Origin of the sequence: Moraxella sp. VT-16-12, from assembly GCF_002224245.2 — a bacterium.
Lineage (GTDB): Bacteria > Pseudomonadota > Gammaproteobacteria > Pseudomonadales > Moraxellaceae > Moraxella.
The window spans coordinates 1-351 of the sequence record NZ_NKHK02000057.1; the positions used below are offsets into that span (position 1 = coordinate 1).

Annotated in this window: 1 pseudogene; it reads right to left on the reverse strand. The window is 29.9% G+C overall.

The features are described 5' to 3' along the window. Nucleotides 1–351 (reverse strand): annotated as a pseudogene (locus CEW93_RS10740) (replication initiation factor domain-containing protein); the annotation flags it as partial.

The following is a 351-nucleotide window of genomic DNA, read 5'->3' on the forward strand; positions in this document are numbered from 1 at the left end:
TCCCTACGTTCCTGTTTTTTATTATAAATTCTAATAAACCTATCACTGTCACGAACACCAAAATATTTTGTTTCTGGTTTACCATTACGACCATAAAAAATAGTTTTCTTAACTGATTTATCAGTCATTGCATAATAATTACTTAAATCATCTTCAAAATCAAAAGCTAAATCTAATCTTGTAAAACCGTCATCTTCCATGTAGTCGATAACGTTTTGTTTTAACCAAAGCATTTCTTCATGCGTAAGTTTATTTGGATTAAATTCAACACGCATATTACGTCTATCCCACGTATCTGCTTTTACTTTGTCATATTCAATATAAACTTTTTCTTGTAGCGCCTTAGCTTTA